The organism is Enterobacter sp. Y17 (assembly GCF_019730495.1).
In the GTDB taxonomy this organism is placed as follows: domain Bacteria; phylum Pseudomonadota; class Gammaproteobacteria; order Enterobacterales; family Enterobacteriaceae; genus Enterobacter; species Enterobacter asburiae_B.
The window spans coordinates 29,092-54,729 of record NZ_JAASKP010000005.1 but is presented as its reverse complement, the minus strand read 5'-3'; the positions used below and the strand labels follow the sequence as shown (position 1 = coordinate 54,729).

Annotated in this window: 26 protein-coding genes; 18 read left to right on the top strand and 8 right to left on the bottom strand. The window is 55.8% G+C overall.

Annotated features, from left to right (window positions below; genetic code table 11):
- Window positions 1–63 precede the first annotated feature (63 nt).
- From rfaQ to coaD, 7 genes are all read left to right on the top strand, one after another.
- On the top strand, window positions 64–1,134 hold the full coding sequence (rfaQ, locus tag HCH49_RS18825; RefSeq protein ID WP_072196584.1) for a putative lipopolysaccharide heptosyltransferase III: 1,071 nt from the start codon (window positions 64–66) through the stop codon (window positions 1,132–1,134).
- Complete coding sequence (locus HCH49_RS18820) at window positions 1,131–2,258, top strand: glycosyltransferase family 4 protein (protein ID WP_221703219.1); 1,128 nt, start codon at window positions 1,131–1,133, stop codon at window positions 2,256–2,258. Before rfaQ ends, HCH49_RS18820 begins: the two co-directional genes overlap by 4 nt.
- Window positions 2,259–2,260: 2 nt before the next feature.
- Window positions 2,261–3,361: a glycosyltransferase gene (locus HCH49_RS18815; RefSeq protein WP_069303472.1), complete on the top strand. Its 1,101-nt coding sequence runs from the start codon at window positions 2,261–2,263 to the stop codon at window positions 3,359–3,361.
- 11 nt (window positions 3,362–3,372) lie between these two features.
- Entirely contained in the window at window positions 3,373–4,362 is a 990-nt protein-coding gene (locus tag HCH49_RS18810; RefSeq protein WP_045887675.1) for a glycosyltransferase, read from the top strand.
- A 66-nt stretch (window positions 4,363–4,428) separates the two neighbouring features.
- A complete protein-coding gene (gene waaA, locus HCH49_RS18805) occupies window positions 4,429–5,703 on the top strand; it encodes a lipid IV(A) 3-deoxy-D-manno-octulosonic acid transferase (protein WP_032661923.1) in 1,275 nt (424 codons plus the stop codon).
- On the top strand, window positions 5,703–6,473 hold the full coding sequence (locus HCH49_RS18800; RefSeq protein ID WP_196355147.1) for a glycosyltransferase family 2 protein: 771 nt from the start codon (window positions 5,703–5,705) through the stop codon (window positions 6,471–6,473). Before waaA ends, HCH49_RS18800 begins: the two co-directional genes overlap by 1 nt.
- A gap of 3 nt (window positions 6,474–6,476) precedes the next feature.
- Complete coding sequence (gene coaD, locus HCH49_RS18795) at window positions 6,477–6,956, top strand: pantetheine-phosphate adenylyltransferase (RefSeq protein WP_063408583.1); 480 nt, start codon at window positions 6,477–6,479, stop codon at window positions 6,954–6,956.
- A 2-nt stretch (window positions 6,957–6,958) separates the two neighbouring features.
- On the opposite strand, the gene mutM is transcribed toward coaD, so the two are convergent.
- The 4 genes from mutM to radC form a co-directional block, all read right to left on the bottom strand.
- Window positions 6,959–7,768 carry a bifunctional DNA-formamidopyrimidine glycosylase/DNA-(apurinic or apyrimidinic site) lyase gene (gene mutM, locus HCH49_RS18790; RefSeq protein WP_064673817.1) on the bottom strand — a complete coding sequence of 270 codons (810 nt, stop codon included), beginning with the start codon at window positions 7,766–7,768 and terminating at the stop codon, window positions 6,959–6,961.
- 72 nt (window positions 7,769–7,840) lie between these two features.
- Window positions 7,841–8,008 (bottom strand): 50S ribosomal protein L33, encoded by a 168-nt coding sequence (gene rpmG / locus HCH49_RS18785; protein ID WP_003024094.1) that lies wholly within the window; start codon window positions 8,006–8,008, stop codon window positions 7,841–7,843.
- A gap of 22 nt (window positions 8,009–8,030) precedes the next feature.
- On the bottom strand, window positions 8,031–8,267 hold the full coding sequence (rpmB, locus tag HCH49_RS18780; protein ID WP_002436699.1) for a 50S ribosomal protein L28: 237 nt from the start codon (window positions 8,265–8,267) through the stop codon (window positions 8,031–8,033).
- Window positions 8,268–8,485: 218 nt separating this feature from the next.
- Window positions 8,486–9,154 (bottom strand): RadC family protein, encoded by a 669-nt coding sequence (radC, locus tag HCH49_RS18775; protein WP_047059700.1) that lies wholly within the window; start codon window positions 9,152–9,154, stop codon window positions 8,486–8,488.
- A 172-nt stretch (window positions 9,155–9,326) separates the two neighbouring features.
- On the opposite strand from radC, the gene coaBC reads away from it, so the two are divergent.
- The 3 genes from coaBC to slmA all read left to right on the top strand — a co-directional run bounded on the left by coaBC (window position 9,327) and on the right by slmA (window position 11,691).
- Window positions 9,327–10,538, top strand: a complete 1,212-nt coding sequence (gene coaBC / locus HCH49_RS18770; RefSeq protein ID WP_087823747.1) for a bifunctional phosphopantothenoylcysteine decarboxylase/phosphopantothenate--cysteine ligase CoaBC — start codon at window positions 9,327–9,329, stop codon at window positions 10,536–10,538.
- Window positions 10,516–10,974 (top strand): dUTP diphosphatase, encoded by a 459-nt coding sequence (gene dut, locus HCH49_RS18765; RefSeq protein WP_008502691.1) that lies wholly within the window; start codon window positions 10,516–10,518, stop codon window positions 10,972–10,974. Before coaBC ends, dut begins: the two co-directional genes overlap by 23 nt.
- Before the next feature lie 120 nt (window positions 10,975–11,094).
- Window positions 11,095–11,691 (top strand): nucleoid occlusion factor SlmA, encoded by a 597-nt coding sequence (slmA, locus tag HCH49_RS18760; RefSeq protein WP_010426428.1) that lies wholly within the window; start codon window positions 11,095–11,097, stop codon window positions 11,689–11,691.
- Window positions 11,692–11,731: 40 nt separating this feature from the next.
- On the opposite strand, the gene pyrE is transcribed toward slmA, so the two are convergent.
- Together pyrE and rph are read right to left on the bottom strand one after the other, a co-directional pair.
- Window positions 11,732–12,373 (bottom strand): orotate phosphoribosyltransferase, encoded by a 642-nt coding sequence (gene pyrE, locus HCH49_RS18755; protein WP_010426430.1) that lies wholly within the window; start codon window positions 12,371–12,373, stop codon window positions 11,732–11,734.
- A 67-nt stretch (window positions 12,374–12,440) separates the two neighbouring features.
- Complete coding sequence (gene rph, locus HCH49_RS18750) at window positions 12,441–13,157, bottom strand: ribonuclease PH (RefSeq protein ID WP_221703217.1); 717 nt, start codon at window positions 13,155–13,157, stop codon at window positions 12,441–12,443.
- A 125-nt stretch (window positions 13,158–13,282) separates the two neighbouring features.
- On the opposite strand from rph, the gene HCH49_RS18745 reads away from it, so the two are divergent.
- Window positions 13,283–14,146, top strand: a complete 864-nt coding sequence (locus HCH49_RS18745) for a YicC/YloC family endoribonuclease (RefSeq protein ID WP_048975620.1) — start codon at window positions 13,283–13,285, stop codon at window positions 14,144–14,146.
- 205 nt (window positions 14,147–14,351) lie between these two features.
- Window positions 14,352–14,969 carry a trimeric intracellular cation channel family protein gene (locus HCH49_RS18740; protein ID WP_023334014.1) on the top strand — a complete coding sequence of 206 codons (618 nt, stop codon included), beginning with the start codon at window positions 14,352–14,354 and terminating at the stop codon, window positions 14,967–14,969.
- A gap of 2 nt (window positions 14,970–14,971) precedes the next feature.
- On the opposite strand, the gene ligB is transcribed toward HCH49_RS18740, so the two are convergent.
- Window positions 14,972–16,642, bottom strand: a complete 1,671-nt coding sequence (ligB, locus tag HCH49_RS18735) for an NAD-dependent DNA ligase LigB (protein ID WP_221703216.1) — start codon at window positions 16,640–16,642, stop codon at window positions 14,972–14,974.
- Window positions 16,643–16,893: 251 nt separating this feature from the next.
- Here ligB and gmk point away from each other — a divergent pair, with 251 nt between their 5' ends.
- The 5 genes from gmk to recG are packed head-to-tail and all read left to right on the top strand — an operon-like array spanning window position 16,894 to window position 22,760.
- Window positions 16,894–17,517: a guanylate kinase gene (gene gmk, locus HCH49_RS18730; protein WP_010426438.1), complete on the top strand. Its 624-nt coding sequence runs from the start codon at window positions 16,894–16,896 to the stop codon at window positions 17,515–17,517.
- A 54-nt stretch (window positions 17,518–17,571) separates the two neighbouring features.
- Window positions 17,572–17,847, top strand: coding sequence for a DNA-directed RNA polymerase subunit omega (gene rpoZ / locus HCH49_RS18725; protein ID WP_000135058.1), 276 nt, complete (start codon window positions 17,572–17,574; stop codon window positions 17,845–17,847).
- 19 nt (window positions 17,848–17,866) lie between these two features.
- On the top strand, window positions 17,867–19,981 hold the full coding sequence (spoT, locus tag HCH49_RS18720) for a bifunctional GTP diphosphokinase/guanosine-3',5'-bis pyrophosphate 3'-pyrophosphohydrolase (protein WP_023309883.1): 2,115 nt from the start codon (window positions 17,867–17,869) through the stop codon (window positions 19,979–19,981).
- Between the two features lie 4 nt (window positions 19,982–19,985).
- Complete coding sequence (gene trmH / locus HCH49_RS18715; RefSeq protein WP_202774627.1) at window positions 19,986–20,675, top strand: tRNA (guanosine(18)-2'-O)-methyltransferase TrmH; 690 nt, start codon at window positions 19,986–19,988, stop codon at window positions 20,673–20,675.
- Between the two features lie 3 nt (window positions 20,676–20,678).
- Complete coding sequence (gene recG, locus HCH49_RS18710) at window positions 20,679–22,760, top strand: ATP-dependent DNA helicase RecG (protein WP_213788143.1); 2,082 nt, start codon at window positions 20,679–20,681, stop codon at window positions 22,758–22,760.
- A gap of 2 nt (window positions 22,761–22,762) precedes the next feature.
- On the opposite strand, the gene gltS is transcribed toward recG, so the two are convergent.
- Window positions 22,763–23,965 (bottom strand): sodium/glutamate symporter, encoded by a 1,203-nt coding sequence (gltS, locus tag HCH49_RS18705; RefSeq protein WP_221703213.1) that lies wholly within the window; start codon window positions 23,963–23,965, stop codon window positions 22,763–22,765.
- A 225-nt stretch (window positions 23,966–24,190) separates the two neighbouring features.
- On the opposite strand from gltS, the gene xanP reads away from it, so the two are divergent.
- Complete coding sequence (gene xanP / locus HCH49_RS18700; protein ID WP_023309879.1) at window positions 24,191–25,582, top strand: xanthine/proton symporter XanP; 1,392 nt, start codon at window positions 24,191–24,193, stop codon at window positions 25,580–25,582.
- The last annotated feature ends 56 nt before the right edge of the window (window positions 25,583–25,638 follow it).

The following is a 25,638-nucleotide window of genomic DNA, read 5'->3' as shown; positions in this document are numbered from 1 at the left end:
TGGAGAAAGAGTGCAAGTCGCTATCAGGTCTATTAGAATTGCCATCAGTACAACGCCGATAAGATGATGATGAATAACTTACCTGACACACCTGATTTGCGCATTTTACTTATCAAACTCCGCCATCATGGCGACATGTTGCTGACCACTCCCGTCATTGATTCGCTACGTCAAAAATGGCCGCAGGCGCAGATTGATGTCCTGCTGTATGAAGAAACGCGCGATATGCTCGCCGCGCATCCGGCGATCGGTACAATTTATGGAATCGATCGTAAATGGAAACAGCTTGGCACGCTCAAGCATCTTCAAAAAGAGTGGCAGTTGCTGCGTGCGTTAAGAAATCAGCATTATCATCTGGTGATTAACTTGGCCGATCAATGGCGTAGCGCGATCGTCACCCGTTTCACCGGTGCACCCGTTCGCCTCGGATTCGCGTTTAACAAACGCAACAGTGCATTCTGGCGTTTTTGTCACACCGATCTGGTCTCTGTCGACGGCCACAAATCCCTGCATACGGTCGAACAGAATCTTTCCATTCTGGCGCCATTACCGGTCGCGCCGCAGCCTGCCGTCACCATGGCTTACACCGCAGAAGACTGGCATCATGCCCGCCAAAAGCTGACGCAGACGGCCGTGGGCGACAGCTATATCGTGATCCAGCCGACGTCCCGCTGGTTCTTTAAATGCTGGAGCGAAGACAAAATGGCGCAAACCATTACTGCACTGCAGCAGGATGGTCATACGGTTGTGCTCACCGCGGGGCCGGATAAAAAAGAGCTGGCGATGATCGATCGCATTCTCGCCGCCTCGCCGAAGACGGGAGTCGTCTCGCTGGCGGGCCAGCTAACGTTGCGCCAGCTGGCCTCACTCATCGATCATGCGCGTCTTTTTATCGGCGTTGACTCCGTTCCAATGCATATGGCCGCCGCGCTGCAAACACCCTGCGTGGCGCTGTTTGGTCCTTCTAAACTCACGTTTTGGTCTCCATGGCAAGTCAACGGTGAAGTCATCTGGGCCGGCGATTACGGCCCTTTACCCGATCCGGATGCCATTGATACCAAAACGAAAGAACGCTATCTCGACGCCATTCCCGTTGATGCTGTCGTCTCCGCCGCAAGGAGATATCTGTCATGAAACACCATCGTCTGGCCATTGTTCGACAAAAGTATCGCCCTGATGGCGGAGCGGAACGCTTCGTTTCGCGCGCTCTCACCGCGCTGAGCAATCAGAACCTTGAGCTCAACGTCATCACGCGTGAGTGGCAGGGAGAGAAGCAAGACGACTGGCATATCCATATTTGCAACCCTCAAAAATGGGGCCGCATCAGTCGAGAGCGCGGATTTGCACAGGCCGCGCGCGCGCTGTGGCAGCAACAGCAGTTTGATATTGTTCAAAGCCATGAGCGCATCCCGGGTTGTGATATCTATCGCGCGGGTGATGGGGTGCATCGTCGCTGGCTGCTTCAGCGCGCGCGCATTTTACCTGCCTGGCGTGCGCAAATGCTGATGTATGACCGCTATCACCGCTACGTGATGCGTGCGGAACGGGAAATGTATCAGGCGCCCGAGCTGAAAGCCGTAATCTGTAATGCGGAGATGATCAAACGCGAAATCGTTGAAGACTTTGATATTGACGCAAATAAAATTCATGTGATTTATAATTCTATTGATTCCAGCCGCTTCGTTCCGGCCCAGGAGGCACAGCGTGCGATGCTGCGCCAGCAATTTGGTTTGCCAGCCGATACCGTTGTGCTCTGTTTTGTTGGCTCAGGGTTTGAACGAAAAGGATTAGCCAGCGCCATACGCGCTATCGCTGGAACATCAGCCTGGCTGATTGTGGTTGGGCAAGATAAAGCAGAGCGTCGTTATCGCGACCTCGCCCGTTCGTTAGGCTGCGAGGGGCAAATCCGTTTCCTGGGGGTGCAAAAAGAAACTCTGCCTTTTTATCAGCTATCCGATGGTTTACTGTTGCCAACGCTGTATGATCCCTTTCCTAACGTCATTCTTGAAGCGATGGCCTGCGGCTTGCCCGTCATTACTTCAGAGAGTTGCGGTGGTGCAGAGTTTATTCAACAAGGCCAGAACGGATTTTATTGTGACGCACTTGATATCAGTACACTGAAGGAAGCGGTAGCCGCCATTCCTTCACTGGAAAAAAATAACAATATGGGACGAGCGGCACGTGAACGTGTAAAAGACGCCACTCCCGAAAAACTATCAAGTCAGCTTATTACGCTTTATCAAAAATTACTGGATTAAAAATGCGCATCCTAATGATTATTGATGGTTTACCCGGTGGAGGAGCTGAAAAAACGGTTCTTACGCTCTCCCGTGGATTAATAGAAATGGGACATCAGGTCTCTCTATTCTCTCTGCGGAAAGTGTGCGACTACGCCATCCCGGACGGCATCGATTATCAGGTTGTTCAGGACACATGTAAAAAACCGTGGCGAAAGCTGACGGAAATCCCACGCCGCGCCCAACTGCTGGATCAGGCGATTGAGCAAGCTGAGCGCAGCGGCAAATTTGATGTGGTGTTCTCTCACCTGCACAAAACAGACCGCATTGTGTCGCACTGCCGCGCGCTGGAACGTGACAAAGTCTGGTTCTGCGTGCACGGCATGTTCTCGTTTTCCTATCTTCGCCATCGCAGCGGACTTTCGCGCTGGTTTAAACATCTTAAAATTCGTCATACCTACGAAAACCGCAACGTTGTCGCCGTCTCAGGCGCCGTGTTGACAGATCTTTCCGAGACGCTGGCGCTCAATCTTCGACGCAAAGCGGTTATCCATAATCCTTTCGATATTCCTGAAATTCAGCGTCTGGCGGATGCGCCCTTCGAGATGCAGGGAAAGGATTACATTATTCATGTTGGCCGCTTCCATGAGCACAAACGCCACGACCGACTCTTACGTGCGTTCGCCCTGAGTAAAATTGACACAACGCTGGTCATGATGGGCAATGGTTCTGACGCTCAAATTCAAAAACTCAAGCAGCTTGCTGCCGAGCTGGGTATTGAAAACAAAACGGTTTTCCGCCCGTTCGAGTCCAATCCCTATCCCTGGATTAAAGGGGCACGCCTTTTAGTGTTAAGTTCTGACTGCGAAGGTTTTGGTAATGTGCTGGTCGAAGCCATTATCTGCCAGACGCCACCGGTCAGTACAAATTGCCCCGGAGGCCCTGCCGAAATCCTCACCGGCGCTTTAGCGCGCGGGCTGGCAGAGTTAAATGACGAGTCACTGGCAAAAACGCTGGCGGATATTTATACCGCCCCACCGGTCGTTGGCGATACAACCATCGCGTCGTTCGGTATCAATGCCATTTGCCAGCAATATATTGCTCTGGTCGATAATCAAAAATAATCAGGTTTCTTATGCAAAATTCAGCCCCATTGTTAAGCGTGGTGGTTGCCGTTTATAACGGTGAAGCTTTCCTGGATCAGTTCTTTACCTGCCTTGTCAATCAACGCATCGACAGCATGGAAGTCATCATTGTCAATGACGGCTCTACTGACCGCTCGATGGAGATCGTCGAAAACTGGCGAGAAAAACTGCCGCAGCTGCAGGTCATAGAACAGCAAAACCAGGGCGTATCCATCGCGCGTAACACCGGTCTGGCCGTTGCGACGGGTCAATATCTTTCTTTCCCGGATATTGATGATGTCTTTAAACCCGGCATGTACCAACACCTGCTGGATATGGCCGTCACGCAGGATCTGGATGTCGCCACCTGTAACGGGAACTACGTCTGGGAGAATAACAAGAAACCCTCGCGCCCGATCTTCCCTGAAGACAAACTGGCTTCGACTGGGGTCATGGCTGGCCCTGCGTGGTTAAAAATGGCGCTGGACTCTCGTAAATTCCTTCACGTCACCTGGCTGAACATCTATCGCCACGACTTTATCCGTAAACACAATTTCCATTTCGAACCCGGCCTGCGCCATCAGGATATTCCGTGGACCACCGAAGTGCTGCTCGCGGCAGAGCGGGTTCAGTACACCAGTGAACGTTATTACGACTACTACATTCACTCTGCATCGGTGTCCCATATGCCGGACAATGACGACACGCTGATTCGCTCCGCGCGTCACTACATGAAAATCTTGCAGATGCTCGACGCCATCAATCAGCGCTACCCGGATAAAGTGAAAGGGATCCCTGCCTGCCACTGGCAAATTGCCAAAGAGGGGCTGGGCATTATTCACACCTTCGACAACATGAAGGATGAGAAGAAGAAATCAATGATTATTAAAGAGTTCTTCGAAACAGGCATCTGGAAACTCATCTGGAAAAGTGCAAAAAGTCCGCGTCTGCGCTGGCGGCTGGGTCGACGTTATTTCCGTTTGAAACGGTATCTGGCATAAGAGATAGCTTTACCTGGCCTAAATGCTTAGAATTTGCCCGCCGAAACTAAAAAAACGGATAATCGCTTGGAATTGTTGTATACCGCTCTGCTCTACATCATTCAGCCACTGGTGTGGCTGAGACTGTTGCTTCGTAGCCGGAAAGCGCCTGCGTATCGTAAACGCTGGGCTGAACGCTATGGCTTCTGCCGCAATAAAGTCGTACCGGACGGTATCTTGCTGCATTCCGTTTCTGTCGGTGAAACGCTGGCGGCGATCCCGCTGGTTCGCGCCCTGCGTCACCGCTACCCTTCACTGCCAATCACCGTCACGACGATGACGCCAACCGGCTCGGAGCGCGCGTTATCCGCTTTCGGTAAAGACGTGCAGCACGTCTATCTGCCTTACGATCTGCCCTGCGCCATGAATCGTTTCCTGAATACCGTTCGCCCGAAGCTGGTGATCGTGATGGAAACCGAACTGTGGCCGAATATGATTTCCGCCCTGCATGCCCGTAAAATCCCGCTGGTCATTGCCAACGCCCGCCTTTCAGAGCGCTCGGCGAAAGGTTACGGCAAGCTGGGTAAGTTTATGCGCCGCCTGCTGAGCAAAATTACGCTGATTGCCGCGCAGAACGAAGAGGATGCGGCACGCTTTATCGCGCTGGGCCTGAAACGCAACCAGCTTGCGGTAACGGGCAGCCTGAAATTTGATATTTCCGTTACCCCTGAGCTCGCCGCCCGTGCGATCACGCTGCGTCGCCAGTGGGCCCCGCGTCGTCAGGTCTGGATTGCCACCAGTACTCATGATGGCGAAGAAGAGATCATTCTGCAGGCTCACCGCAAGCTGCTGGAAAAATTCCCTGATTTACTGCTGATCCTCGTGCCTCGCCATCCGGAGCGTTTTAAAGATGCCCGTGAAATGGTGCAGAAAGGCGGCTTCAGCTTCACGCTGCGCAGCAGCGGTGAAATTCCTTCCGGCAGCACCCAGGTGGTGATTGGCGATACGATGGGCGAGCTGATGCTGCTGTACGGAATCGCTGACCTCGCGTTTGTCGGTGGCAGCCTGGTCGAACGCGGCGGTCATAACCCGCTGGAGCCGGCAGCCCACGCTATTCCGGTGCTGATGGGGCCGCACACGTTTAACTTCAAAGATATCTGCGCGAAACTACAGCAGGCCGATGGTTTAATTACCGTGACCGATGCGGATTCGGTGGTCAAAGAGGTATCGACCCTTCTGACTGACGAAGATTATCGCCTGTGGTACGGGCGTCATGCCGTCGAAGTGCTGCACCAGAACCAGGGCGCGCTGACCCGACTGCTGCAGCTTCTGCAACCTTATCTGCCCCAGCGGAGCCACTAATGTCAACGCGTCTGTCGGTCGTCATGATCGCCAAAAACGCCGCCGACCTGCTTCCGGATTGCCTGGCGTCGGTTGCCTGGGCTGACGAAATAGTCATTCTTGACTCTGGAAGTACGGACAACACGGTGAACGTTGCCCGGGCAGCGGGCGCAAAAGTCTTTATCGACGCTGACTGGCAAGGCTATGGCATCCAGCGCCAGCGCGCGCAGGGCTATGCCACAGGTGATTATGTCCTGATGCTCGACACCGACGAACGCATCACGCCTGAGCTTCAGCAGGCCATTCAGGCGGTGATTTCCTCGCCCCAGCCAGGCGCCGTATACAGCATTGCCCGCCGCAACTACTTCCTTGGCCGTTTTATGCGCCACAGCGGCTGGTATCCTGACCGCGTGATGCGCCTCTACGAGCGCGAGCGATATCAGTACAACGGCAATCTGGTGCATGAATCCCTGAGCTGCGATAGCGCCCAGGTGATTCCCCTGACGGGCGATTTGCTGCACCTGACCTGCCGTGATTTCGCGAGCTTCCAGCGTAAACAGCTCAACTATGCCACCGCATGGGCTCAGGAGCGTCACCAGCGCGGCAAGAAGGCCTCGCTGACGGGTATCTTCACCCACACGCTGGGCGCGTTCCTGAAAACGCTGCTGCTGCGTGGTGGCGTCCTGGACGGCAAGCAGGGCTGGTTACTCGCGGTTGTGAATGCCCAGTATACTTTCAACAAATACACCGAGCTGTGGGCGCTCTGCCGCGGCTACTCAGAGAAAACGTGAGCCATGAGCACAAAAGCGATTTATCCGGGTACCTTCGATCCGATCACCAACGGTCATCTTGATATCATCACCCGTGCGGCGTGCATGTTCGACAAGGTGATCCTGGCCATTGCCGCCAGCCCCAGCAAAAAGCCGATGTTTGATCTCAACGAGCGCGTACAGCTCGCCACCGATGCCATTTCGCATCTGCCGAATGTTGAGGTGGTCGGGTTTAGCGACCTGATGGCAAACTTCGCCCGCGCTCAGCAGGCCAATATTCTGATCCGTGGTTTACGCGCGGTGGCAGACTTCGAGTATGAGATGCAGCTGGCGCACATGAACCGCCACCTGATGCCGGAGCTGGAGAGCGTGTTCCTGATGCCCTCCAAAGAGTGGTCGTTTATCTCTTCCACGCTGGTAAAAGAGGTGGCGCGTCATCACGGCGATGTCACCCATTTCCTGCCGACTAACGTCCACCATGCATTGATGGAAAAGCTAAAGTAGCCTTATTTCTGGCACTGACGGCAGTAGAACGTGGCGCGCTGGGCGTGCTTCGTGGCAATCACTGGCGTGCCGCAGACTCTGCACGGTTCGCCTTTACGGCCATACACCTGCAGCTCCTGGGCAAAATAGCCCGGCTTGCCGTCACTTTGCAGGAAGTCCTTCAACGTTGTCCCGCCCTGCTCAATCGAGCGAAGTAATACGGCTTTAATCACCCGGACCAGCAGCTCGCACTCCTGCGCCGACAGCGAAGAGGCCAGCCGATCGGGATGGATCCCCGCCGCAAACAGCGATTCGCTGGCGTAGATATTCCCCACGCCGACCACCAGCTTGTTATCCATCAGCCAGGGCTTAATCGGGCTTTTCTTCTTCGCACACTTCGCCTTGAGGTATTCCGCGTTAAACGCGTCTGAGAGCGGCTCCGGGCCCAGATGCGCCAGCACGTTATGCCCTTCCAGCTCCTTCGTCCACAGCCACGCGCCAAAGCGCCGTGGGTCGGTGTAACGGAGCACTTTGCCGTTGTTCATCACCAGATCGACGTGGTCGTGCTTTTCCGCAGGCAGTTCTTCGGTAAGAATGCGCAGGCTCCCGGACATTCCCAGGTGGATAATAATCCAGCCGTCGGGCAGTTCCAGCAGCAGGTATTTCGCGCGACGCTGTACGCTAAGGACGGGTTTATCGCTCAGGGCATGGATCTCATCGGACACCGGCCAGCGCAGACGTCCATTGCGGACCACCGCGTGAAGAATCGTCGCGCCGACCAGATGGGGCTCAATGCCGCGACGGCTGGTTTCTACCTCAGGTAATTCAGGCATAGTTCCTCCGTTGAGATACAGAATGCAAAAAACCCCGCAGTTGCGGGGTTTTTCGATACAAGGAGACTAAAATTATTTGATTTTAGCTTCTTTGTACAGTACGTGCTGGCGTACAACTGGATCGAATTTTTTCAGTTCCAGTTTTTCCGGCTTAGTACGTTTGTTCTTCGTGGTGGTGTAGAAGTGACCTGTACCAGCAGAAGAAACCAGCTTGATTTTCTCGCGAATACCTTTAGCCATGATTTATTTCCTCTTTAAGTACTTAGTACTTTTCGCCACGGGCACGCAGTTCGGACAGAACTGTATCGATGCCTTTCTTATCGATTACACGCATACCTTTAGCAGATACGCGCAGGGTGACAAAACGCTTCTCGCTCTCAACCCAGAAACGGTGAGAGTGCAGGTTCGGCAGGAAACGGCGTTTAGTCGCGTTCAGTGCGTGGGAACGGTTGTTACCGGTCACCGGACGCTTGCCAGTAACTTGGCAGACTCGGGACATGTCTATTCTCCAAAAATCAAATTAGCTCGAGCTTCGTATGGGGTATCGGCGCCTCGTCAGGCTTTACAGCCCGGTCATCGCATAGTTCTAAGTGAACTCTCGATTGCCAGGCCCAAATGCCAAACCCGAGATTCTCAAAGGTGGCGTAGTATACGCTGACTCGGCGGTGTGCTCAAGTCCCGAACAGACAAAGATCCCGATGGATCGCGAGAAATAGCCTAAATCCAGCCATGTTCTGCGAAAGAAATGTACTCACCGCGGCCAATTATCAGATGGTCCAGCACACGAATGTCCATGAATTGACAGCATTTGATAATGCGTTCGGTGATTTCTTTGTCCGCTCTGCTCGGTTCTGCACAGCCAGAGGGGTGATTATGCGCGAGGATCACGCCCGCTGCATTCACTTTTATCGCTTCCCGCACAATTTCACGCGGATGCACCTCAACGTGACTCAATGTGCCCGCAAAGAGACAGCTATGTTTCAGCACCCGATTTCTGTTATCGACAAAGATCACCATAAAGATCTCGCGTTCGATATCGGTTAACTGGCTTTGCAGGAATTCGCGCGTCATTTCAGGCGTCAGGATCGGATCTTCCTTCTCCATGCGGACATTGTAAAAACGGCGGGCAAGTTCAGCAATGCCCCTCAGCTGGGCATATTTCGCCACGCCAATTCCCTCAACGTGCTTAAACTGCGCCATATCGGCGGTCAATAAACCGTACAGCGAACCGAAATGTGCGATCAGCTCTTTTGCCAGCGTAAATACCGTTTTTCCGGGCGTTCCGGTACGTAAAAAGAGCGCCAGCAGTTCATCGTCTTTTAACAGGCTAACGCCATAGCGCAGCAGTTTTTCGCGCGGCAGCAGCTCCTCATCCTCTTCTTCCATGCTCTTTCTCCCCTTTTTAACCCCATGCTGCCACAGGCCAATCCGTCGCTCGACGGCCACATTGCGTTCTTGCGTAGCGCCTCGCAAAGTGGTCGAAGGACAAAATCACCCCGCTTTGGGGATTGTGATAAAATGCCCGCTCTCTGGTGAAACCCAACAGGAAAGAATCATGATGAGCCTGGCCGGTAAAAAAATCGTTCTTGGCGTGAGCGGCGGCATTGCTGCTTATAAAGCGCCGGAGCTGGTGCGTCGTCTGCGCGAGCGCGGAGCTGACGTGCGGGTCGCGATAACCGAAGGCGGTAAAGCCTTTATCACTCCCCTGAGCCTGCAGGCCGTTTCAGGATACCCGGTATCTGACAGCCTGCTCGATCCGGCCGCCGAAGCCGCGATGGGCCATATTGAGCTGGGAAAATGGGCAGACCTGGTTATCCTCGCTCCCGCCACGGCTGATTTAATCGCTCGGGTTGCGGCCGGTATGGCAAACGACCTGGTCTCCACCATTTGTCTGGCCACCCCTGCGCCTGTTGCCGTCGTTCCTGCCATGAACCAGCAGATGTACCGTAACGCGGCCACCCAGCATAATCTTGAGACGCTGGCCTCACGCGGCCTGCTTATCTGGGGTCCGGACAGCGGCAGCCAGGCCTGCGGCGACGTTGGCCCGGGCCGCATGCTTGACCCGCTGACGATTGTTGATATGGCCGCAGCCCATTTTTCGCCTGTCAACGATCTGCAACATCTCAACATCATGATTACCGCGGGCCCCACGCGCGAGCCGCTGGATCCGGTGCGCTACATCACCAACCACAGCTCCGGCAAAATGGGCTTTGCGATTGCCGCCGCCGCCGCAAGGCGTGGCGCGAACGTCACGCTGGTGAGCGGCCCGGTATCGCTGCCTACCCCTGCGTTTGTGAAGCGAATTGACGTGACCACCGCGCTGGAGATGGAAGCCGCCGTGCAGGCACATGCGCAAAGCCAGCAGATTTTTATCGGCTGTGCGGCCGTCGCAGACTATCGTGCCGAGACGATCGCCGAGGCTAAAATTAAAAAGCAAGGCGATGAATTAACACTAAAAATGGTGAAAAACCCGGACATTGTTGCCGGCGTCGCCGCACTAAAAAGCCATCGTCCATACGTTGTTGGGTTTGCCGCAGAAACGAATAATGTGGAAGAATATGCCCGGCAAAAACGTACCCGCAAAAACCTCGATTTGATTTGCGCGAACGACGTATCGCTGGCCACACAAGGATTTAACAGCGACAGCAACGCACTGCACCTTTTCTGGCAGGATGGAGATAAAGTCTTACCGCTTGAGCGCAAGGAACTCCTGGGCCAACAATTACTGGACGAGATCGTTACCCGTTATGATGAAAAAAATCGACGTTAAGATTCTGGACCCGCGTGTTGGCGAGCAATTCCCGCTGCCAACCTATGCCACCTCCGGCTCTGCCGGTCTTGACCTGCGCGCCTGTCTCGATGACGCCGTAGAACTGGCTCCGGGTGCCACTACCCTGGTTCCAACTGGCCTGGCGATTCACATTGCTGACCCGTCTCTGGCAGCAGTGATCCTGCCGCGTTCTGGTCTGGGCCATAAGCACGGCGTTGTGCTGGGTAACCTGGTCGGCCTGATCGACTCCGACTACCAGGGTCAGCTGATGGTCTCCGTCTGGAACCGCGGTCAGGACAGCTTCACCATTGAACCTGGCGAGCGTATCGCCCAGATGGTCTTTGTACCGGTGGTGCAGGCAGAATTTAACCTGGTGGCAGACTTTGACGCCACCGACCGTGGCGAAGGCGGCTTCGGCCATTCCGGGCGCAAATAACGGCCCGAAAGACACGTATCTCACAGCGTCATAATGCAATAACAAACCGCAAACGCCCGTTTGCGGTCGCTGTGTGGATGCCAGCCTGGCAAGTGCTTATTTTCAGGGGTATTTTGTAACATGGCAGAAAAACAAACCGCGAAAAGGAATCGTCGCGAAGAAATACTTCAATCTCTGGCTCTGATGCTTGAATCCAGCGATGGCAGTCAACGCATCACCACCGCTAAACTGGCCGCCTCTGTAGGCGTGTCTGAGGCGGCGCTGTACCGTCATTTCCCGAGCAAGACCCGAATGTTCGACAGCCTGATCGAGTTTATTGAAGACAGCCTGATCACGCGCATCAACCTGATTCTGAAAGACGAAAAAGACACCACCGCACGTCTGCGTCTGATTGTGCTGTTAATCCTGGGCTTTGGTGAACGCAATCCGGGCTTAACCCGTATTCTCACCGGCCACGCGCTGATGTTTGAACAGGACAGACTGCAGGGCCGCATTAACCAGCTTTTCGAGCGTATTGAAGCGCAGCTGCGCCAGGTACTACGCGAAAAGAAAATGCGTGAAGGCGAAGGTTACACCATTGATGAAACGCTGCTGGCGAGCCAGATTCTGGCGTTTTGTGAAGGGATGCTCTCCCGCTTTGTGCGTAGCGAATTCAAATACCGTCCAACGGACGATTTTGACGCCCGCTGGCCGTTAGTGGCTGCTCAGTTGCAGTAATCCGTAAGCCCGGTAAGCGTAGCGCCACCGGGCAATTTAATTACACCCCGAACTCTTCCCGGTATGCACGTACCGCCGCCAGATGGTCCGCCATCTCAGGCTTCTCTTCCAGATACGCAATCAGGTCTTTCAGGGTGATAATCGACGTCACTTTGCAGCTGTAATCGCGTTCGACTTCCTGAATAGCGGAAATTTCACCGCGACCACGCTCCTGACGATCCAGAGAAATCAGCACGCCAGCAAGCGTCGCACCGTTGGCCTGGATAATCTCCATTGATTCGCGGATCGCCGTACCCGCGGTAATCACGTCATCGACCAGCATGACGCGGCCCTGCAGCGCGCTGCCGACCAGATTCCCGCCTTCACCATGGGTTTTAGCTTCTTTGCGGTTAAAGCAGTACGGCACGTCGCGGTCATGGTGTTCCGCCAGCGCCACCGCGGTGGTGGTCGCAATCGGAATGCCTTTATAGGCCGGGCCAAACAGCAGGTCAAAATCAATCCCGGAATCCACCAGCGCTTCGGCATAGAAACGGCCTAACAGTGCCAGATCGCGCCCGGTATTAAACAGCCCGGCGTTGAAGAAATAGGGACTCTTACGCCCGGATTTCAGCGTAAATTCGCCAAACTTAAGTACCTGCTTGTTAAGCGCAAACTCAATAAACTGGCGCTGATACGATTTCATGGATTTGCTCCTTTGGTTTTTCTGTCTTACAGGCAAAAAAAAGGCGACTCATTGGTCGCCTTTAAAATCAATTTTCTAACGCCGCTTTCTGCGTCGTTACAATGGATTCGATTCCCCCTCGGGCCAACGCCAGCAGGGAGAGAAGCTCTTCGTGGGTGAACGGCTCGCCTTCCGCCGTGCCCTGCACCTCAATGATGCGACCGTCTTCGGTCATCACCACGTTCATGTCGGTTTCGGCTGCGGAATCTTCAACGTATTCCAGATCGCAAAGCGCTTCGCTGTTAACGATACCGACAGAAACCGCCGCAACCATGCCTTTCATTGGGTTGGTTTTCAGCTTACCGGCAGCAACCAGCTTGTTCAGGGCATCGGCCAGCGCTACGCAGGCACCGGTAATGGACGCGGTACGCGTACCGCCGTCAGCCTGAATCACGTCGCAGTCCAGCGTGATGGTGAATTCGCCGAGGATTTTCAGGTCAACGGCGGCGCGCAGCGCACGCGCGATCAGACGTTGAATCTCCATGGTACGACCGCCCTGCTTACCCTTTGCCGCTTCACGGGCATTACGGGTATGGGTCGCACGCGGCAGCATGCCGTATTCTGCGGTGATCCACCCCTGGCCCTGACCTTTCAGGAAGCGCGGAACGCCTTCTTCGATGGAGGCGGTGCACAGCACTTTAGTGTCACCAAACTCAACCAGCACGGAGCCTTCAGCGTGTTTTGTATAGTTACGGGTCAGGGTGACGGGACGCACCTGGTTGGCGCTACGACCTGATGGACGCATGATGGATTCTCCGGCTTGAAACGAATGTGGCTGCGCATTATACGGATAAAGGACGCTTATTCCTATCCTGAGAAGCCCCCGAAAGCTATAATCCCCCCATCTCTCCTTTAAAAACGGGAATGTCTATGATCCGCAGTATGACCGCCTACGCCCGGCGTGAAATCAAGGGTAGCTGGGGTAGCGCCACATGGGAAATGCGCTCGGTAAACCAGCGTTACCTGGAAACGTATTTCCGTATGCCGGAGCAGTTCCGCAGCCTTGAGCCTGTCGTACGTGAACGTATCCGTACGCGTCTGACGCGCGGAAAAGTGGAATGTAACCTGCGCTTTGAGCCTGATGCGAGCGCACAGGGCGAGCTCATCCTCAACGAAAAACTGGCAAAACAGCTCGTGAATGCGGCGAACTGGGTCAAAATGCAGAGCGATGAAGGCGAAATCAACCCGGTTGATATTCTGCGCTGGCCTGGCGTCATGGCCGCCGGTGAGCAGGATCTGGACGCCATTGCCGCTGAAATCCTGGCAGCTCTCGACGGCACGCTGGACGACTTTATCATTGCCCGCGAAACCGAAGGCCAGGCGCTGAAAGCGATGATTGAGCAGCGTCTTGAAGGCGTGAGCACCGAAGTAGCGAAAGTCCGCACCCATATGCCAGAAGTGCTGCAATGGCAGCGCGAGCGCCTTGTCGCCAAACTGGAAGAAGCGGAAGTTCAGCTGGAAAACACCCGTCTGGAACAAGAACTGGTGCTGATGGCGCAGCGTATCGATGTCGCTGAAGAGCTGGACCGTCTGGAAGCGCACGTTAAAGAAACCTACAACATTCTGAAGAAAAAAGAAGCTGTGGGCCGCCGTCTGGACTTTATGATGCAGGAGTTCAACCGCGAGTCGAACACCCTGGCGTCTAAGTCGATCAATGCAGAAGTGACGAATTCAGCGATTGAGCTGAAAGTGCTGATTGAACAGATGCGCGAGCAGATCCAGAACATCGAGTAATGCCTTTCGGGTGGTGTCGAATGCACCACCCATTACTATTTCTAATCCATCTCAACGCCCATTTTGTCGCTTTACCGCCTTTCATCAAGCCTGCTCAATATAGCTTGATAAAAATTTTTAGGGCAAACTGACTCGCCTTAGAAAATCTCAATCGTGATCTTGCGCACAAATCGCTAACCTCCCCCGCGTTCACACCGGAGGGTATATGCTGCTTCACATCCTTTATCTCATTGGCATCACCGCAGAAGCCATGACCGGCGCGCTTGCCGCCGGACGTCGCCGTATGGATACCTTCGGCGTAATCATTATTGCTACCGCGACCGCACTGGGCGGCGGTTCCGTGCGCGATATCCTGCTTGGCCATTACCCGCTCGGCTGGGTTAAACACCCTGAGTATGTGATTATTGTTGCGACGGCCGCCGTGTTAACCACCATCGTGGCGCCCGTTATGCCCCATCTTCGCCGCCTGTTCCTGGTGCTTGATGCGCTGGGGCTGATCGTCTTTTCGATAATCGGTGCGCAAATCGCGCTCGATATGGGGGAAGGACCGGTTATCGCCACCATTGCTGCCGTGGTCACGGGCGTATTCGGCGGTGTGCTGCGCGATATGTTCTGCAAACGCATCCCCCTGGTCTTTCAAAAAGAGCTGTATGCCGGCATCTCCTTTGCGGCAGCGGTGCTCTATATCGCCCTGCAGCATTACGTTTCAAACCATGACGTGGTGGTCATCTCAACGCTGCTGTTTGGCTTTACGGCCCGCATGCTGGCGCTGCGTCTGAAGCTCGGGCTGCCCGTTTTTCATTACAAACACAGCGCCCACTAGCTTCAGAACCCGTTGATGTGCTGTTCAGCGAGCCATTTCGCCAGCACATCAATCTGAGGCGCGTGAATCCAGTTAACGATTTGTCGCGCTTTCTCCTCTCCTGTTCCCGGCAGGGTCTGCCAGTCCTTAGCGTTGCGCCCGCTCATCTTCTGCCACGATATGTCTCCCATCGCCTTCAGCGAAGCCTGGGTCAATGGCACACCCATTGCCATGAGCCAGCGGATAAACGGCTTCTCGCGCACCAGATTAAATCGGTGCCAGAGCGCCAGCCCGCGTGCTGAGGAAAACCCCGGTGTAGCCTGCAGCTGCGCCTGCGTTAATAACAGCCATGAAAAGAGATGTTCAAAATGATGCGCCTGCCAGATGGCCCGCCAGGCTGACTCGCCTACTCCTTCAATATCAAGTACCTGCTTTGAACTGAGCCAGGTTAGCCGGGCAAAGAACTGCTCCATACACTCCGGCGAAGCATAGAAACAGCTAAGAGCATGATAGCGTGAGGCCGGAGGCTCTGGTTTATGTCTGTCCGTTCCGCGCCAGAGCACCTTATCAAACCGGGGGATACCCTGCCCGGCCAGGCTGATCTGTATCTGATCCCCCGGAGCAATATCCAGACTCTGCCAGCGCCCAACCGAGCCCAGACTCACCCGCTGCACCTGTTTATCATCCAGTTGCACGGGTTCCAGCGCTGCTACAACGGAAATTTTGCCCGTGCGCCCCACGGAAAAATGAATATCGCTCACCTCAGCGACCTGGGCTGCGGGAGGATATTTCCACGCGACAACCCAGATGCCTTCTCCCGGTAACCACTCTTCGCCCGCAGGTTCATCTTCCGAACGCACCACAATGCCATCCGTGGCAAAGGGTAATGCGGTCACGTGCCAGGCCGCGCGCTGCTTCTCGACGGCATCGACAGATTCGGCGGGTAGCGTATACCGTGCCGACAGCGTAAAACCGGCCTGAGACAGTTCTGCTAAAGATGTACGCATATCTTTCGGTCCGTCCGGCCAGGCCCAGATGAATACGCCGATCTTGCTCAATAGCGAGTTATCCTTTTGCCGCATCATCGCCCCCGCCACCTTTGCGCGAGCGTTCATTCCGCCCAACTGGCTCTGAATGTGGTTGTCGCGTAGCCAGTAAAGCTCGCCCTGCAAGACGCTATTCGCCAGCGCGCCGGTGAGATTTTGCGGAACAGACGGGATTAAACGTACCTTCCCGGTCCAGTCTTCCCCTTTGAGGCCATCACCGCGACTGATGGCCTGGGTTAACTTTCCGTTGCGATAGACCAGCGTCACCGCCACACCGTCAACTTTGGGCTGCAGCCACAGATGCTGTCGGACACGCATCCACTGTCTCAACTCCTCTTTGCTGGTCACCTTATGCACACCCGTGTGGGCAACGGGATGTTTTACGCTTCCCGTCAGCGCCGGGAGTTTCTCTTCTGAAGGCTCACTGCCAAAACAGCGCTGCCACTGCGTTAACCGCCCGTGAAGCTGGTCGTAAGCCTCGTCGCTGATCTCGCTCACGCCCTGCTTCCAGTAAGCCTCATCCCAGCCTTTGATTTGGGCGCTTAACGACGCCATCTCTTTTTCTGCTTTTGCCTGCGACCACACCGGACACACCGCCGCGCCATAGCCACACCACAACAGCATTAACCCGCTTATCCATCGCCACATCGCTACCCCTCCTTTTCATTGCAGGAGATATACCCGGATGCCTGAAACAACGCTAACGGCAACGTTTCACAATGCGAGACGCTATCCGGTGTTTCTTTTGGTTGCTGAAAACCACAGATAAAACCTGAAAACGGCACGCAAAATTCAATAATCCAGGGGAAAAAGTGTGACAAAGGCTACGTCACACGGCGGTGACGTGTATAATAAGCCCGTATGTAGGACTTCTTCGTTAACACATACAAAAGACTCTCATGGCTCAAGGCACGCTTTATATTGTTTCTGCCCCTAGTGGCGCGGGTAAATCCAGCCTTATTCAGGCACTGTTAAAAACCCAACCGTTGTACGACACACAGGTTTCTGTTTCTCACACCACGCGAGCGCCGCGTCCGGGTGAAGTGCACGGTGAACACTATTTCTTTGTGGATCACGACGAATTCAGAGCGATGATCGGCAGAGACGCGTTTCTTGAACACGCTGAAGTATTTGGTAATTACTACGGTACCTCGCGTGAAACCATTGAGCAGGTTCTGGCCACGGGCGTGAATGTGTTCCTGGATATCGACTGGCAGGGCGCACAGCAAATTCGTAAGAAAATGCCTGATTCGCGCAGTATCTTTATTTTACCGCCATCGAAAGATGAGCTGGATCGCCGCCTGCGTGGCCGCGGTCAGGACAGCGAAGAAGTGATCGCAAAGCGTATGGAACAGGCTGTTGCAGAAATGAGCCATTACGCGGAATATGATTACCTTATTGTGAATGATGATTTTGATGCCGCACTGAGCGATCTCAAAACCATTCTTCGTGCAGAACGTCTGCGTATGAGCCGCCAGAAGCAGCGACATGACGCATTAATCACCAAACTGTTGGCAGACTGAACCCACTTTCAGTATCATGCCCAGTCATTTCTTCACCTGTGGAGCATTTTAAGTATGGCACGCGTAACTGTTCAGGACGCTGTAGAGAAAATTGGTAACCGTTTTGACCTGGTGCTGGTCGCCGCGCGTCGCGCTCGTCAGATGCAGGTAGGCGGTAAAGATCCGCTGGTACCGGAAGAAAACGATAAAACCACCGTTATTGCACTTCGCGAAATCGAAGAAGGTCTGATCAACAACCAGATCCTCGACGTGCGTGAGCGCCAGGAGCAGCAAGAGCAGGAAGCCGCAGAACTGCAGGCCGTAACCGCTATTGCTGAAGGTCGTCGTTAATTAAACCTGCGGGTCGCCCTTGTATCTGTTTGAAAGCCTGAATCAACTGATTCAAACCTACCTGCCTGAAGACCAGATTAAGCGTCTTCAGCAGGCGTATCTCGTTGCACGTGACGCTCACGAGGGCCAGACACGTTCAAGCGGTGAACCCTATATCACGCACCCGGTAGCGGTGGCCTGTATTCTGGCCGAGATGAAACTCGACTACGAAACGCTGATGGCCGCTCTGCTGCATGACGTGATCGAAGATACCCCTGCCACTTATCAGGACATGGAACAGCTGTTTGGCAAAAGCGTTGCCGAACTGGTGGAAGGGGTCTCTAAGCTTGATAAGCTGAATTTCCGCGACAAGAAAGAGGCGCAAGCCGAAAACTTCCGCAAGATGATTATGGCGATGGTGCAGGATATCCGCGTCATTCTCATCAAACTCGCTGACCGTACCCACAACATGCGCACGCTGGGCTCACTTCGCCCGGATAAACGTCGCCGCATTGCCCGTGAAACCCTCGAAATCTACAGTCCGCTGGCGCACCGTTTAGGTATTCACCACATTAAAACCGAGCTGGAAGAGTTGGGTTTTGAAGCGTTGTACCCGAACCGCTATCGCGTGATTAAAGAGGTGGTGAAAGCCGCACGCGGTAACCGTAAAGAGATGATTCAAAAAATCCTCTCGGAAATTGAAGGGCGCTTACAGGAAGCGGGAATTCCGTGCCGCGTCAGCGGTCGCGAAAAACATTTGTACTCCATCTACTGCAAAATGGTGCTCAAAGAGCAGCGTTTTCACTCGATCATGGATATCTACGCCTTCCGCGTAATTGTCCACGACTCGGACACCTGCTATCGCGTGCTGGGGCAGATGCACAGCCTCTACAAACCGCGTCCGGGCCGCATGAAAGATTACATCGCCATTCCAAAAGCGAACGGCTATCAATCTTTGCACACCTCGATGATCGGGCCACATGGCGTACCTGTTGAGGTGCAAATTCGCACCGAAGACATGGACCAGATGGCAGAGATGGGTGTTGCCGCACACTGGGCGTATAAAGAGCACGGTGGCGAAAGCAGCACGACCGCACAAATCCGCGCCCAGCGCTGGATGCAGAGCCTGCTGGAGCTTCAGCAGAGTGCGGGTAGCTCGTTTGAATTTATCGAGAGCGTTAAATCCGATCTCTTCCCGGATGAGATTTACGTTTTCACCCCAGAAGGTCGCATTGTCGAACTGCCTGCGGGCGCCACGCCGGTCGACTTCGCTTACGCCGTGCATACCGATATCGGGCATGCCTGCGTCGGCGCGCGTGTCGACAGACAGCCTTATCCGCTGTCTCAGCCGCTCTCCAGCGGCCAGACGGTAGAAATTATTACCGCGCCGGGCGCACGTCCGAACGCGGCCTGGCTGAACTTTGTCGTGAGCTCCAAAGCACGCGCCAAAATTCGCCAGCTGCTGAAAAACCTCAAGCGCGATGATTCCGTCAGCCTGGGGCGTCGCCTGCTCAACCACGCGTTGGGCGGTAGCCGTAAGCTGGCTGAAATTCCGCAGGAGAACGTACAGCGTGAGCTGGAGCGCATGAAGCTTGCGTCGCTTGACGACCTGCTGGCAGAGATTGGCCTCGGCAACGCCATGAGCGTGGTGGTGGCGAAGAATCTGCAGCAAGGCGACACGACAGCGGTGCCTGCAACCACGCAAAGCCACGGACACCTGCCGATTAAAGGCGCAGACGGGGTGCTGATCACCTTCGCAAAATGCTGTCGTCCAATTCCTGGCGACCCGATTATTGCGCATGTCAGCCCGGGTAAAGGGCTGGTTATCCACCACGAGTCCTGTCGTAACATTCGCGGCTACCAGAAAGAAGCCGAGAAGTTTATGGCGGTCGAGTGGGATAAAGAGACCGCGCAGGAATTTATCACCGAAATTAAGGTGGATATGTTCAACCATCAGGGTGCCCTGGCGAACCTGACGGCAGCGATCAACACGGCTTCATCCAACATTCAGAGCCTGAATACGGAAGAAAAAGATGGCCGCGTGTACAGCGCCTTTATTCGTCTGACCGCCCGCGACCGCGTGCATCTGGCGAATATTATGCGCAAGATCCGCGTCATGCCGGACGTGATTAAAGTCACCCGAAACCGAAACTAGGTTTATGAATTCACAACGTTATGCACGTATCTGCGAAATGCTCGCCAGGCGTCAGCCTGACCTGACGGTCTGCATGGAGCAGGTGCATAAACCTCATAACGTCTCTGCTATCGTCCGTACCGCAGATGCCGTCGGTGTGCATGAAGTGCACGCCGTCTGGCCGGACGGCCGTATGCGCAATACGGTCTCGGCGGCGGCAGGCAGCAACAGCTGGGTGTCTGTCAAAAATCATCACACCATTGGCGAAGCCGTATCGCACCTGAAAGGGCGCGGGATGCAGATCCTGGCCACGAACCTGTCCGCTAAAGCCGTAGATTTCCGCGAGATCGACTACACCCGACCGACCTGCATTTTGATGGGTCAGGAGAAAACCGGGATCACCCAGGAAGCGCTGGATCTGGCGGATCGTGACATCATCATTCCGATGATCGGCATGGTGCAGTCTTTGAACGTCTCCGTGGCGTCCGCGCTCATTCTGTATGAAGCGCAGCGCCAGCGTCAGAACGCCGGGATGTACGAGCGCAGCAACAGCATGCTGCCGGAAGATGAGCAGCAGCGCCTGCTGTTTGAAGGTGGTTATCCGGTGCTGGCTCGCGTTGCGAAGCAGAAAAAATTGCCTTACCCCCACGTCAACGCGCAGGGCGAAATTGTAGCCGATGCCGAGTGGTGGGCCACCATGCAGTACGCCGGGTAAGCGATGAAAGGCCGCCTGCTGGATGCTATCCCGCTTAACAGCCTGACGGGCGTGGGCGCGGCGCAAAGCAATAAGCTGGCAAAAATTGGCCTGCACACCGTTCAGGATCTCCTGCTTCACCTCCCCCTGCGTTACGAAGACCGCACCCAGCTCTACAAGATTGGCGATCTTCTTCCCGCCATTTACGCCACCGTTGAAGGCGAAGTCCTGAACTGCAACATCACCTTCGGCGGACGCCGGATGATGACCTGCCAGATCAGCGACGGTACCGGCATTCTCACCATACGTTTTTTCAACTTCAGCGCGGCGATGAAAAACAGCCTGGCGACGGGCCGCAGGGTGCTGGCCTATGGCGAAGCCAAACGCGGGAAATACGGCGCAGAGATGATCCACCCGGAGTACCGCGTGCAGGGCGATCTCAGCACGCCGGAAATGCAGGAGACGCTTACCCCGGTTTACCCGACAACCGAAGGCATCAAGCAGGCGACGCTGCGCAAGCTCACCGATCAGGCGCTGGAGCTGCTGGATACCTGCGCCATTACCGAGCTGCTGCCGCCCGAGCTGGCGCAGGGCATGATGAGCCTGCCCGAGGCGCTGCGCACCCTGCACCGCCCGCCGCCAACGCTGCAGCTCAGCGATTTAGAAAGCGGCAAACACCCCGCACAACAGCGTCTTATCCTTGAGGAATTACTGGCACATAACCTGAGCATGCTGGCGCTTCGCGCGGGCGCGCAGCGTTTCCACGCTCAGCCGTTAAGCCAGAACGATGCGCTCAAAGATAAGCTGCTGGCCTCGCTGCCGTTTAAACCCACCGGCGCGCAGGCGCGCGTTACCGCCGAGATTGAACGCGATATGGCGCTCGACGTGCCGATGATGCGCCTGGTGCAGGGCGACGTGGGCTCCGGTAAAACGCTGGTTGCCGCCCTGGCGGCCCTGCGCGCGATTGCTAACGGTAAACAGGTGGCGCTAATGGCGCCGACCGAGCTGCTGGCTGAACAGCACGCCAACAATTTCCGCGCCTGGTTTGCGCCACTCGGAATTGAAGTGGGCTGGCTTGCCGGGAAGCAAAAAGGCAAAGCGCGCCTTGCGCAACAGGAGGCTATTGCCAGCGGGCAGGTGCAGATGATTGTCGGCACGCACGCCATCTTCCAGGAGCAGGTGCAGTTTAACGGTCTTGCGCTGGTGATTATCGACGAGCAGCACCGCTTCGGCGTGCATCAGCGTCTGGCGCTCTGGGAGAAAGGGCTGCAGCAGGGCTTCCACCCGCATCAGCTGATCATGACCGCCACGCCGATCCCGCGCACCCTGGCGATGACCGCGTACGCCGATCTGGATACCTCCACCATTGACGAACTGCCGCCGGGCCGTACGCCGGTCACCACGGTCGCCATTCCCGACACGCGCCGCAGCGATATCATCGACCGCGTGCGCAACGCCTGCACCCAGGAAGGGCGTCAGGCCTACTGGGTCTGTACGCTGATTGAAGAGTCTGAACTGCTGGAAGCACAGGCTGCCGAAGCAACGTGGGAAGAGCTTAAGCTGGCGCTGCCCGAGCTGAACGTGGGTCTGGTTCACGGACGCATGAAGCCCGCCGAAAAACAGGCGGTGATGCAGTCGTTCAAACAGGGTGATTTACATCTGCTGATCGCCACCACGGTAATCGAAGTCGGTGTGGACGTTCCCAATTCCAGCCTGATGATCATCGAAAACCCGGAGCGTCTCGGCCTTGCCCAGCTCCACCAGCTGCGCGGGCGCGTCGGCCGCGGCGCGGTTGCGTCCCACTGCGTACTGCTCTACAAAGCGCCTCTTTCCAAAACCGCCCAGATGCGTCTGCAGGTGCTGCGCGACAGCAACGACGGTTTTGTGATTGCGCAAAAAGACCTGGAGATCCGCGGCCCGGGCGAGCTGCTGGGCACGCGTCAGACGGGTAACGCGGAGTTCAAAGTAGCGGATTTGCTGCGAGATCAGGCCATGATCCCCGAGGTTCAGCGCCTCGCCCGCCATATTCATGAACGCTACCCCGAACAGGCGGCAGCGTTAATTGAGCGCTGGATGCCGGAAACCGAGCGGTATTCCAACGCCTGATCTCAGGCAAACATCGGCAGCATCAGGTACAGCTTGATCACCAGCGCGTTGACGATATCAATGAAGAAGGCGCCAACCATCGGGACCACCAGAAACGCCATGTGCGATGGTCCGAACCGTTCGGTGATCGCCTGCATGTTGGCTATAGCCGTTGGGGTAGCCCCCAGACCAAACCCGCAGTGACCCGCTGCCAGCACCGCCGCATCGTAGTTTTTGCCCATCATGCGCCAGGTCACGAACATGGCGTACAGCGCCATAAACAGCGCCTGCACCGCAAGAATCGCCACCATCGGCAGCGCCAGCGAGGCCAGCACCCACAGCTTGAGGCTCATCAGCGCCATCGCCAGGAACAGCGACAGACAGACGTTGCCGAGCACCGATACCGCCCGTTCAAACACGCGGTAGAAGCCCATCAGCGCCAGACCGTTGCTCAGGATCACCCCGATAAACAGCACGCAGACAAACGTCGGCAGTTCAAACGCGGAACCCGCCAGCCATTGCGCAACCACTTTGCCCACGGTCAGGCAGATGGCGATCGTCGCGATAGTTTCAATCAGCACCAGCGAGGTGATGCTGCGGCCAACGTCCGGCTTTTCGAAGGCGGTCGGCACCAGCTCATCGTCCGGCCTGCCGTTCGGCGTGGTGGAGTGCTTAACCAGATACCGCGCCACCGGACCGCCAATCAGGCCACCCAGCACCAGGCCAAAGGTCGCACAGGCCATCGCCACTTCCGTCGCGTTTTCAAACCCGTAGCGCTCGATGAACAGCTTGCTCCACGCGGCCCCGGTTCCGTGACCGCCCGAAAGGGTAATCGACCCCGCCAGCAGACCCATCAGCGGATCCAGCCCCAGCAGCGTTGCCATGCCGATGCCAATGGCGTTTTGCATCAGCAGCAGCCCCACCACCACAATCAGGAATACGCCGAGCACCTTACCGCCCGAGCGCAGGCTCGCCAGGTTGGCGTTCAGGCCGATAGTGGCAAAGAAGGCCAGCATCAGCGGGTCTTTCAGGGACATATCAAAATCGATTTCCCAGCCCATGCTTTTTTTCAGTATCAGCAGGGCCAGCGCCACCAGCAGGCCACCGGCGACAGGTTCAGGAATGGTGTATTTCTTCAGAAGGGAAACGCTATGTACCAGCTTGCGACCAAGCAGAAGAACCAGCGTTGCGGCAACAAGGGTCGACAACGTATCGAGATGAATCATAAAAGGCTCCTGTTATGCGCGTGTTCCATACACACGCGGCGTTATCCTGGGCCGGTTTGCGCTCTTCATGAGCCCCCGGCGCAAAAAGTGTAATTTTTTTTCCCCACGCGTTGTAGAAAACCTGCTCACAGCGGCAGATTTTCTTCCCTTTTTTTGCTGGCAATCGTTTGCTTTTACCAGGTGGTCAGATAAAATGCCCGCTTTTCCACCGTGGGATTGCCGCCGATGTCCGTTAACACCATAGAGTCGCCTGATGCGCAACCGATTGCGCAGAAGCAAAATAGCGAACTGATTTACCGCCTTGAGGATCGCCCGCCGCTGCCGCAAACGCTTTTCGCCGCCTGCCAGCATCTTCTGGCGATGTTTGTTGCGGTGATCACCCCGGCGCTGCTGATTTGCCAGGCGCTCGGTTTACCGGCGCAGGACACGCAGCACATTATCAGCATGTCTCTCTTCGCCTCCGGCGTGGCCTCGATTATTCAAATTAAAGCGTGGGGGCCGGTGGGGTCGGGATTATTGTCGATTCAGGGCACCAGCTTTAACTTCGTGGCACCGCTTATCATGGGCGGTACGGCGCTGAAAACCGGCGGTGCGGATGTCCCAACCATGATGGCGGCGCTGTTCGGCACCCTGATGCTGGCCAGCTGCACGGAGATGGTCATCTCCCGCGTTCTGCATCTGGCTCGCCGCGTTATCACCCCGCTGGTTTCTGGCGTCGTCGTAATGATTATCGGCCTGTCGCTGATTCAGGTGGGCCTGACCTCCATTGGCGGCGGTTATGCCGCAATGAGCGACCACACCTTTGGCGCGCCGAAAAACCTGCTGCTGGCGGGTGTCGTGCTGGCGATCATTATTCTGCTTAACCGTCAGCGAAATCCTTACCTGCGCGTCGCCTCGCTGGTGATCGCCATGGCGGCGGGCTACCTGCTGGCGTGGGCGCTGGGCATGCTGCCGGAGAACACCGCGCCGACCAACAGCGCGCTGATCGTCGTCCCCACGCCGCTGTACTACGGACTGGGCATTGACTGGGGCCTGCTCCTGCCGCTGATGCTGGTCTTTATGATCACCTCTCTGGAGACCATCGGTGACATCACCGCCACCTCCGACGTCTCCGAGCAGCCGGTGTCCGGCCCGCTGTACATGAAGCGCCTGAAAGGCGGCGTGCTGGCGAACGGCCTGAACTCGTTTGTCTCTGCGGTATTCAACACCTTCCCGAACTCCTGCTTCGGTCAGAACAACGGCGTGATCCAGCTGACCGGCGTGGCCAGCCGCTACGTCGGTTTTGTGGTGGCGCTGATGCTGATCGTCCTCGGCCTGTTCCCGGCGGTAAGCGGCTTTGTGCAGCACATCCCTGAGCCGGTGCTGGGCGGCGCAACGCTGGTGATGTTCGGGACAATCGCGGCCTCCGGCGTGCGTATAGTCTCCCGCGAGCCGCTGAACCGCCGCGCGATCATGATTATCGCGCTGTCGCTGGCCGTCGGTCTGGGTGTTTCCCAGCAGCCGCTGATCCTGCAGTTTGCGCCTGACTGGGTGAAAAACCTGCTCTCTTCCGGCATTGCCGCGGGCGGTATCACCGCTATCGTACTGAACCTCGTTTTCCCGCCTGAAAAGAACTGATCCTCTTCACGGCAGGCAGCCAATGCCTGCCGTGACATCTAATTACACCATTCCCG

What these genes read in the sequence shown, in the direction of transcription:
- gltS (WP_221703213.1), bottom strand. Translation starts at nt 23,965, where the DNA reads ATGATTCATCTCGATACGTTGTCGACCCTTGTTGCCGCAACGCTGGTT.
- rpmG (WP_003024094.1), bottom strand. Translation starts at nt 8,008, where the DNA reads ATGGCTAAAGGTATTCGCGAGAAAATCAAGCTGGTTTCTTCTGCTGGT.
- HCH49_RS18745 (WP_048975620.1), top strand. Translation starts at nt 13,283, where the DNA reads ATGATCCGCAGTATGACCGCCTACGCCCGGCGTGAAATCAAGGGTAGC.
- mutM (WP_064673817.1), bottom strand. Translation starts at nt 7,768, where the DNA reads ATGCCTGAATTACCTGAGGTAGAAACCAGCCGTCGCGGCATTGAGCCC.
- rpmB (WP_002436699.1), bottom strand. Translation starts at nt 8,267, where the DNA reads ATGTCCCGAGTCTGCCAAGTTACTGGCAAGCGTCCGGTGACCGGTAAC.
- rph (WP_221703217.1), bottom strand. Translation starts at nt 13,157, where the DNA reads ATGCGTCCATCAGGTCGTAGCGCCAACCAGGTGCGTCCCGTCACCCTG.
- xanP (WP_023309879.1), top strand. Translation starts at nt 24,191, where the DNA reads ATGTCCGTTAACACCATAGAGTCGCCTGATGCGCAACCGATTGCGCAG.
- ligB (WP_221703216.1), bottom strand. Translation starts at nt 16,642, where the DNA reads ATGTGGCGATGGATAAGCGGGTTAATGCTGTTGTGGTGTGGCTATGGC.
- HCH49_RS18810 (WP_045887675.1), top strand. Translation starts at nt 3,373, where the DNA reads ATGCAAAATTCAGCCCCATTGTTAAGCGTGGTGGTTGCCGTTTATAAC.
- coaD (WP_063408583.1), top strand. Translation starts at nt 6,477, where the DNA reads ATGAGCACAAAAGCGATTTATCCGGGTACCTTCGATCCGATCACCAAC.
- trmH (WP_202774627.1), top strand. Translation starts at nt 19,986, where the DNA reads ATGAATTCACAACGTTATGCACGTATCTGCGAAATGCTCGCCAGGCGT.
- HCH49_RS18740 (WP_023334014.1), top strand. Translation starts at nt 14,352, where the DNA reads ATGCTGCTTCACATCCTTTATCTCATTGGCATCACCGCAGAAGCCATG.
- gmk (WP_010426438.1), top strand. Translation starts at nt 16,894, where the DNA reads ATGGCTCAAGGCACGCTTTATATTGTTTCTGCCCCTAGTGGCGCGGGT.
- HCH49_RS18800 (WP_196355147.1), top strand. Translation starts at nt 5,703, where the DNA reads ATGTCAACGCGTCTGTCGGTCGTCATGATCGCCAAAAACGCCGCCGAC.
- HCH49_RS18815 (WP_069303472.1), top strand. Translation starts at nt 2,261, where the DNA reads ATGCGCATCCTAATGATTATTGATGGTTTACCCGGTGGAGGAGCTGAA.
- slmA (WP_010426428.1), top strand. Translation starts at nt 11,095, where the DNA reads ATGGCAGAAAAACAAACCGCGAAAAGGAATCGTCGCGAAGAAATACTT.
- rfaQ (WP_072196584.1), top strand. Translation starts at nt 64, where the DNA reads ATGATGATGAATAACTTACCTGACACACCTGATTTGCGCATTTTACTT.
- rpoZ (WP_000135058.1), top strand. Translation starts at nt 17,572, where the DNA reads ATGGCACGCGTAACTGTTCAGGACGCTGTAGAGAAAATTGGTAACCGT.
- coaBC (WP_087823747.1), top strand. Translation starts at nt 9,327, where the DNA reads ATGAGCCTGGCCGGTAAAAAAATCGTTCTTGGCGTGAGCGGCGGCATT.
- HCH49_RS18820 (WP_221703219.1), top strand. Translation starts at nt 1,131, where the DNA reads ATGAAACACCATCGTCTGGCCATTGTTCGACAAAAGTATCGCCCTGAT.
- recG (WP_213788143.1), top strand. Translation starts at nt 20,679, where the DNA reads ATGAAAGGCCGCCTGCTGGATGCTATCCCGCTTAACAGCCTGACGGGC.
- dut (WP_008502691.1), top strand. Translation starts at nt 10,516, where the DNA reads ATGATGAAAAAAATCGACGTTAAGATTCTGGACCCGCGTGTTGGCGAG.
- pyrE (WP_010426430.1), bottom strand. Translation starts at nt 12,373, where the DNA reads ATGAAATCGTATCAGCGCCAGTTTATTGAGTTTGCGCTTAACAAGCAG.
- radC (WP_047059700.1), bottom strand. Translation starts at nt 9,154, where the DNA reads ATGGAAGAAGAGGATGAGGAGCTGCTGCCGCGCGAAAAACTGCTGCGC.